This is a genomic window from Nocardioides sp. P5_C9_2, from assembly GCF_054049555.1.
This window is the reverse complement of record NZ_JBFUMD010000224.1, coordinates 1-6,022: the sequence shown is the minus strand read 5'-3', so window position 1 is coordinate 6,022 and position 6,022 is coordinate 1. Positions and strand designations below refer to the sequence as shown.

The 6,022-nt window shown below is 72.8% G+C and carries 4 protein-coding genes and 1 pseudogene; 2 read left to right on the top strand and 3 right to left on the bottom strand.

Going from position 1 to position 6,022, the window contains the following annotated elements; translation table 11 throughout:
- The 3 genes from ACXJKL_RS12270 to ACXJKL_RS12260 form a co-directional block, all read right to left on the bottom strand.
- Positions 1-879 (bottom strand): GTPase (locus ACXJKL_RS12270; protein WP_457207328.1); only part of this gene is annotated, 879 nt, incomplete at its 3' end.
- Between the two features lie 40 nt (positions 880-919).
- Positions 920-2,713 carry a dynamin family protein gene (locus ACXJKL_RS12265; protein ID WP_457207327.1) on the bottom strand — a complete coding sequence of 598 codons (1,794 nt, stop codon included), beginning with the start codon at positions 2,711-2,713 and terminating at the stop codon, positions 920-922.
- A complete protein-coding gene (locus ACXJKL_RS12260) occupies positions 2,710-3,828 on the bottom strand; it encodes a PrsW family intramembrane metalloprotease (RefSeq protein WP_457207326.1) in 1,119 nt (372 codons plus the stop codon). The genes ACXJKL_RS12265 and ACXJKL_RS12260 overlap by 4 nt, the downstream gene beginning before the upstream one ends.
- Positions 3,829-3,878: 50 nt before the next feature.
- Between ACXJKL_RS12260 and ACXJKL_RS12255 the strand changes: the two genes are divergently transcribed.
- The gene (locus tag ACXJKL_RS12255) at positions 3,879-5,291 is read left to right on the top strand and encodes an aminopeptidase P family protein (protein WP_457207325.1); all 1,413 of its coding nucleotides are present in this window, start codon (positions 3,879-3,881) and stop codon (positions 5,289-5,291) included.
- Between the two features lie 14 nt (positions 5,292-5,305).
- Positions 5,306-6,022 (top strand): annotated as a pseudogene (locus ACXJKL_RS12250) (23S rRNA (uracil(747)-C(5))-methyltransferase); the annotation flags it as partial.

The following is a 6,022-nucleotide window of genomic DNA, read 5'->3' as shown; positions in this document are numbered from 1 at the left end:
GGCGGACAGCGACCGGCTCCTGGCCGTGCCTGACGCCTCCTGGACCCGTTCCGCGGCGCTGCGGATGTCGGCGGAGAGGCGGGCGCGGGTGACCTTCTTCTCGGCCACCTTCGCAGCGATGGCCGCTCGGAGGTCGGAGATCCCGATCCCGTGGCGGGCGCTGACGCCGACCACCGGGACGCCGGCGAGACCGTCCGCCTCGAGCAGGCGGCGTACGTCGGCGAGCATGCCCTCGCGACGGTCCTCGGGCACGGTGTCGATGTGGTTGAGCACGACCATCATCACGTCACGGTGCGCGTTGAGCGGCGCGAGGTAGCGGTCGTGGATGGCGGCGTCGGCGTACTTCTGCGGGTCGAGGACCCACACCAGCATGTCCGCCAGCCTGACCAGCCGGTCCACCTCGAGGTGGTGGGAGACCTCGGTGGAGTCGTGGTCGGGCAGGTCGAGCAGGACGACGCCCTGGAGCTGGGGGTCCTCGCGGCCCGGAGAGAGCATGGAGTCGCGGGTGACCTGGTGACGCGCCGGGATGCCGAGCCACTCCAGGAGCTCCTCGGCGCCGTCGCGGCCCCACACGCACGCGGTGGCCCACGACGTCGTGGGCCGGCGGACGCCGACGGCGGACAGCTCGAGCTCGGTCAGGGCGTTGAAGGTGGAGGACTTGCCCGAGCCGGTGGCCCCGGCCAGCGCGACCACGGTGTGCTCGGCGGACAGCTTGAGACGACTGGCCGCCCGGTCGACGACGCCCTGGGCGTCGTCGAGGATCGCGTCGTCGACGCGTCCACGCGCGCCGTCCACGGCCTGCTCGAGGCCTTGCACGCGTACGCCGATGTCAGAACTCCGGGAGAGGCGCTTCTTGGCTCCCTCGAGCAAGGACGACATGTTCTCCCTCGTCGGCTGCAGGTCGGATCGAGGTCCCACCCTAAGCGTCCGGGGTCGGCCCGGCCGCCTCCGCACCCGTCGCGGCGGCCTGCGGGGTGCCGGCCGTGCTCGCGGCGAAGCGCAGGTCGTCGACACGGCGTGCCGCGGTGCGCAGCTTCTCGGGGGTCTCCGGCGAGATCTCGAGCCCGTCGAGGAGCTCGATGTAGCGCCGGCGCTCCCCCTCCAGCAGGTCGGCCACCTTGACCTCGAGGTCGCGCCGCGCCCGGTCGGCCAGCGACCGCACGGCCTGGTCCCCGAAGACGGCCTCGAGGAGCTTCTGCCCGAGCACCGCCGAGCCGCCGGCGATGCCGGCCTCGGCGCCGGTGACCCCGGCGGTGTGCGCGAAGACGACGACCATCAGCGCGACCGAGAGACCGTTGACGCCGAAGGCCAGGAAGCGGGCGGTGGAGCGCTTGTCGGCCCCCTCGGTCCGCACCATGTCGAGCACGTCGGACTGCCAGTCGCGGACCGCACGCTCCGCGCGCCGACGGAAGTCGCGCGACGCCCGGCCGAGGTCCTCGCCACCCTGCGTCAGAAGCATCTGCCCGGCCGCGGTGGACTGCCACGACGCCTCGGACCGCTCGGCCGCGGCCTCGGCGTGCTCGAGGATCAGTGTCTCCAGGCCGGACTCCACGGCCACGGTCACCCGCTCGGCCTGCTGGGGCTTGCCCTTCACGGCGTTGACCACCCGGTCGCGCAGCCAGCCGACACGGGTCTCCAGCGACTTGAGCAGCTCCCCGGTGCYGACGAACTCCTGCCAGCGGGCGAGCACCTCCCCGCGCAGCAGGGTGCCGTCGGCCGACGCCTCGGAGACGGCCTCCACGGCCTGGTCGTAGGACCGGTTCACGTCCTCGCGCAGGCGACGTACGGCGTCTACCTGCTCGGTCGCGGCGTCGGCGACCGAGTGGGTACGCCGGGACAGGGTGCGGATCGCGCCCTCCAGGGTCTGGCGGACCACGGCGGAGCGGGCCTCCGAGTCGGCCGCCAGCGAGTCCAGCCAGGCGCGGATGTCGGCGACCGACTCAGGCGGCAGCAGCCCGTCCTCGGTCACGCCCCCCTCGGTGACGGTGAAGAGCGGCGAGTCCTTGAGCCCGCGGGAGGCGAGCATCCGGGCGAGATGGGTCGACACGGTCTCGACGGCCTCGGGCGGTGTGCGGTCGAGCACGATCGCGACGGCGGCCGACCGCTCCGCGGCCTTGCGCAGGAACTCCCACGGCACCTGGTCGGCGTACCGCGCGGCGGAGGTGACGAAGAGCCACAGGTCCGCGGCGGCGAGCAGCTGGGCCGCCAGCGTGCGGTTGCGCTCCTCCACCGAGTCGATGTCGGGGGCGTCGAGGATGGCCAGGCCGGCCGGCACCGTCTCGGAGGCCACCAGCTGGAGCGCCTCGGGGTCGTTGGTGCTGCGTGAGACCCGCTCGAGCTCGGGCAGCAGCCGGTCCTGGCCGAACCAGTGGGCGTCGGCCGGGTTGTGCACCAGGACCGGGGACCGCGTGGTCGGGCGCAGCACGCCGGGCTGGGTGACCCGGGTGCCGACGAGCGAGTTGACCAGCGTGGACTTGCCGGCTCCGGTGGAGCCGCCGACGACCGTGAGCAGGGGGGCGTCGATCGTCATCAGGCGCGGGATGACGTAGTCCTCGAGCTGGTCGACCATCTCCCCCTGCGCCCGGCGCTGGTCCGGGGCGGACGGCAGCTCCAACGGCAGCCGCACCTCCTGCAGCGCGCCGCGCAGCCGCACGAGAGCGGTCAGCATCTTCGTGCTGTCGGCGCTCTCCTGGCGGGACTGGAGCTCGGTCATCGGGTGGGTACCACCTGTCCGGGGAAGGCAATGTAGGGGCGTACGGCGTTGAGCTCTTGCAGGTAGTCGTGCCCCCGCTCGGCGAAGTCGCGTGGTGCCGTCCCGCGAAGATAGCGGTGATGGAGGTAGGCGAGCTCTATCGCGGCGGCCTGGTACTCCCGCATGGCGCGTTCCCCGTGCGCTCCCCCACCCCTGCGGGCGAACGCGCGTGCGTGGCGGCGGGCCCGCAGGTCGACCAGCCACGGGATGTCGGTCGCCGGGATGAGCCCACGACCGGCGGCGTCCTCGAGGGCGGCGCGCATCATCCCGCGCTCTGCGTGGCGCCGGTAGAGCGCGAACGCGACGAACCCGAGGAAGGCCGGGAGCATCAGGGTGCCGTAGAGCACCAGGAAGTTGTCGGTCCCCGACAGGGTGGCGGTGTTCCAGAGGCTGTGCGCGAGCACGGCCGCGACGTAGCCCAGGACCGGCAGCAGCACGCGGCGGGACGTCCGGCGCGACGCCACGGCCAGCCCGACCCCGACGCCGATGAACGCGGTGAAGAACGGGTGCGCGAAGGGGCTGACGATGCCGCGCAGGACGAACGTGCCGGTGAGCGCCTCGGTGCCACCCGGCCCGAGCCCGTCGGTGCCGTCGTACGCCGCCGCGAGGTAGAGGATGTTCTCGGTGAAGGCGAAGCCGATGCCGACCATCCCGGCGTACACGATGCCGTCCAGCACGCCGTCCAGCTCGTGGCGCCGCCACCACAGCAGGAGCACGAGGAAGGCCCCCTTTGTCAGCTCCTCGGTCACCGGCGCCAGGACCGACAGGCTCTCACTGTCGTTGGCGCCTCCGGCGATGCCGATGCCCTGGAAGACCAGCGCCGCGGCGGTCGCCACGAACGCACCCCACAGCAGGCCGGCGACCAGCAGGGACCGGGGCTCGGGCTCGTAGCGGTCCAGCCACATGAAGCACCCGACCAGCGGGCCCACCGGGAGGGCCGCCAGCAGCGCGGCCACAGCGAGGGACCCAGGGGCCCCCGACAGGGCGATGACCAGGGCCATCACGAGGGCGCCGAGCAGCACCGACCCCGTCACGACGACGGCGAAGGCAACGCTGTCGCGACGTCGTCTCGGCATGCGCGGAAGCCTAACGGAGCACCCTCCTCGCCCCGGCGTACAGTGACCGCGTGAACGAGGAGCACCCCACCGAGACCGACGTCGCCACCTCCGAGACCGGCGCCGAGCTGGCCACCGAGTCGCACGACCCGGCCGTGCCCGCGGCGTACGCCGCCTTCATGCGCACCGGGTGGGGCGAGCGCGAGCTCGACGTCCCCCGGCACCCGGTCACCGAGCACGCCGCGCGGAGACGCGCGGCGCTGGCGGCCGCCTTCCCGGGCGAGCGGCTGGTGCTCCCGGCGGGCACGTTCAAGGTGCGGGCCAACGACACCGACTACCGGTTCCGCCCGGACACCGCGCACACCTACTTCTCCGGCAACCAGACCTCCGACGCCGTGCTGGTCATCGACAGCGGGTCGGACGGGGTCGGCGAGGCCGTGCTCTACGCGCGACCGCGCTCCGAGCGCGACAGCGACGAGTTCTTCCGCGACCGCCAGTACGGCGAGCTGTGGGCCGGTCGCCGCCCCTCGGCCCGCGAGATCTCCGACTCGCTCGGCATCGAGGTCCGCCACGTGCAGGACCTGCCGTCGTTCGACGACGACCGCAAGACCCGTGACATCAGCACCGACGAGGACCTGGCCCGCGTGGCCGACGAGCTGCGGCTGGTCAAGGACGAGTGGGAGGTGGCCGAGCTCCAGGAGGCGTGCGACATCACCACGCTCGGCTTCGAGGACTCGGTGCGTGAGTGGGACCGCGTCCTCAAGCACGGCGAGCGCTGGATCGAGGGCACCTTCTTCCGCCGGGCCCGCACCATGGGCAACGACATCGGCTACGACTCCATCGTCGGCGGCGGCGCGCACGCCACGACGCTGCACTGGATCGACAACACCGGCCCGATCACCCCGGGGCAGCTCGTGCTCCTCGACATGGGGGTGGAGGGACGCAACCTCTACACCGCCGACGTGACACGCACGCTGCCGGTCGACGGGCGCTTCACGCCGGTGCAGCGCGACCTCTACGACCTGGTCCACGCCGCTCAGCAGGCCGGCATCGACGCCGTCCGGCCGGGCGTGCCGTTCCTTGCCGCCCACAACGCGGCGATGGAGATCCTGGCCCACGGCCTCGCCGACCTCGGCCTGCTGCCGGTCTCGGCCGAGGAGGCCCTCGACCCCGAGTCGAAGGTCTACGCACGCTGGACCCTGCACGGCACCTCGCACATGCTCGGCATGGACGTGCACGACTGCGGCCGCTCCTCGGTCGACATCTACCCCAAGGGCGATCTCACCGAGGGCATGGTGCTGACGGTCGAGCCCGGGCTCTACTTCCAGGAGGACGACCTGCTCGTCCCCGAGGAGCTGCGCGGCATCGGGATCAGGATCGAGGACGACATCCTCGTCACCGCCGACGGCTCGCAGAACCTCTCCGCGGCGCTCCCCCGCACCTCGGCGGAGGTCGAGGAGTGGATGGGCCGGCTGCGCGGCTGAGGAGCCGGCCCGGCGTGGACTGCCACCACTACGACGCTCACCGCTGTCGCTCCTGCACGCTGCTGGAGGTGCCGCGCGCCCGGCAGCTCAGCGACAAGGAGACGCACGCGCGCTCGCTCATGCCGTCTCCGGTCTGGCTGCCGACCGTGGCCGGCCCCGACGCGGGATTCCGCAACAAGGCCAAGATGGCGGTCGGCGGCACCTCGGTCGCCCCGACGCTGGGCATCCTCGACCGCACCCGTACCGGGGTCGACCTGCGCGACTGCGGACTGCACTCCCCCGGCCTGACCGCCGCGCTGGAGGTGGTCGCCACCTTCATCACCCGCGCCGACCTCACGCCGTACGACGTCGCGACGCGTCGCGGCGAGCTCAAGCACGTGCTGCTCACCGAGTCCCCCGACGGGGAGCTGATGCTGCGCCTGGTGGTGCGCTCCACCGCCGACGAGACGCGGATCCGCAAGCACCTGCCGTGGCTGCTGGAGGCCCTGCCCCTCCTGCGCGTCGTGTCCCTCAACGTGCAGCCCACGCACGCTGCCGTGCTCGAGGGCGAGCGCGAGATCGTGCTGACCCCGCAGTCGTCGCTGCCGATGCGGCTGGAGGGGCTCGAGCTGTCACTGCGCCCGCAGGGCTTCTTCCAGACCAACACCCACGTCGCCGCGGCGCTCTACGCCCAGGCCCGCGCCTGGGTCGCCGGCCTGCCCGACGTCCGCACGGCGTGGGACCTCTACTGC

Bases quoted from the DNA above. Each gene is read 5' to 3' on its own strand.
- ACXJKL_RS12260 (WP_457207326.1), bottom strand. From the start codon at position 3,828: ATGCCGAGACGACGTCGCGACAGCGTTGCCTTCGCCGTCGTCGTGACG.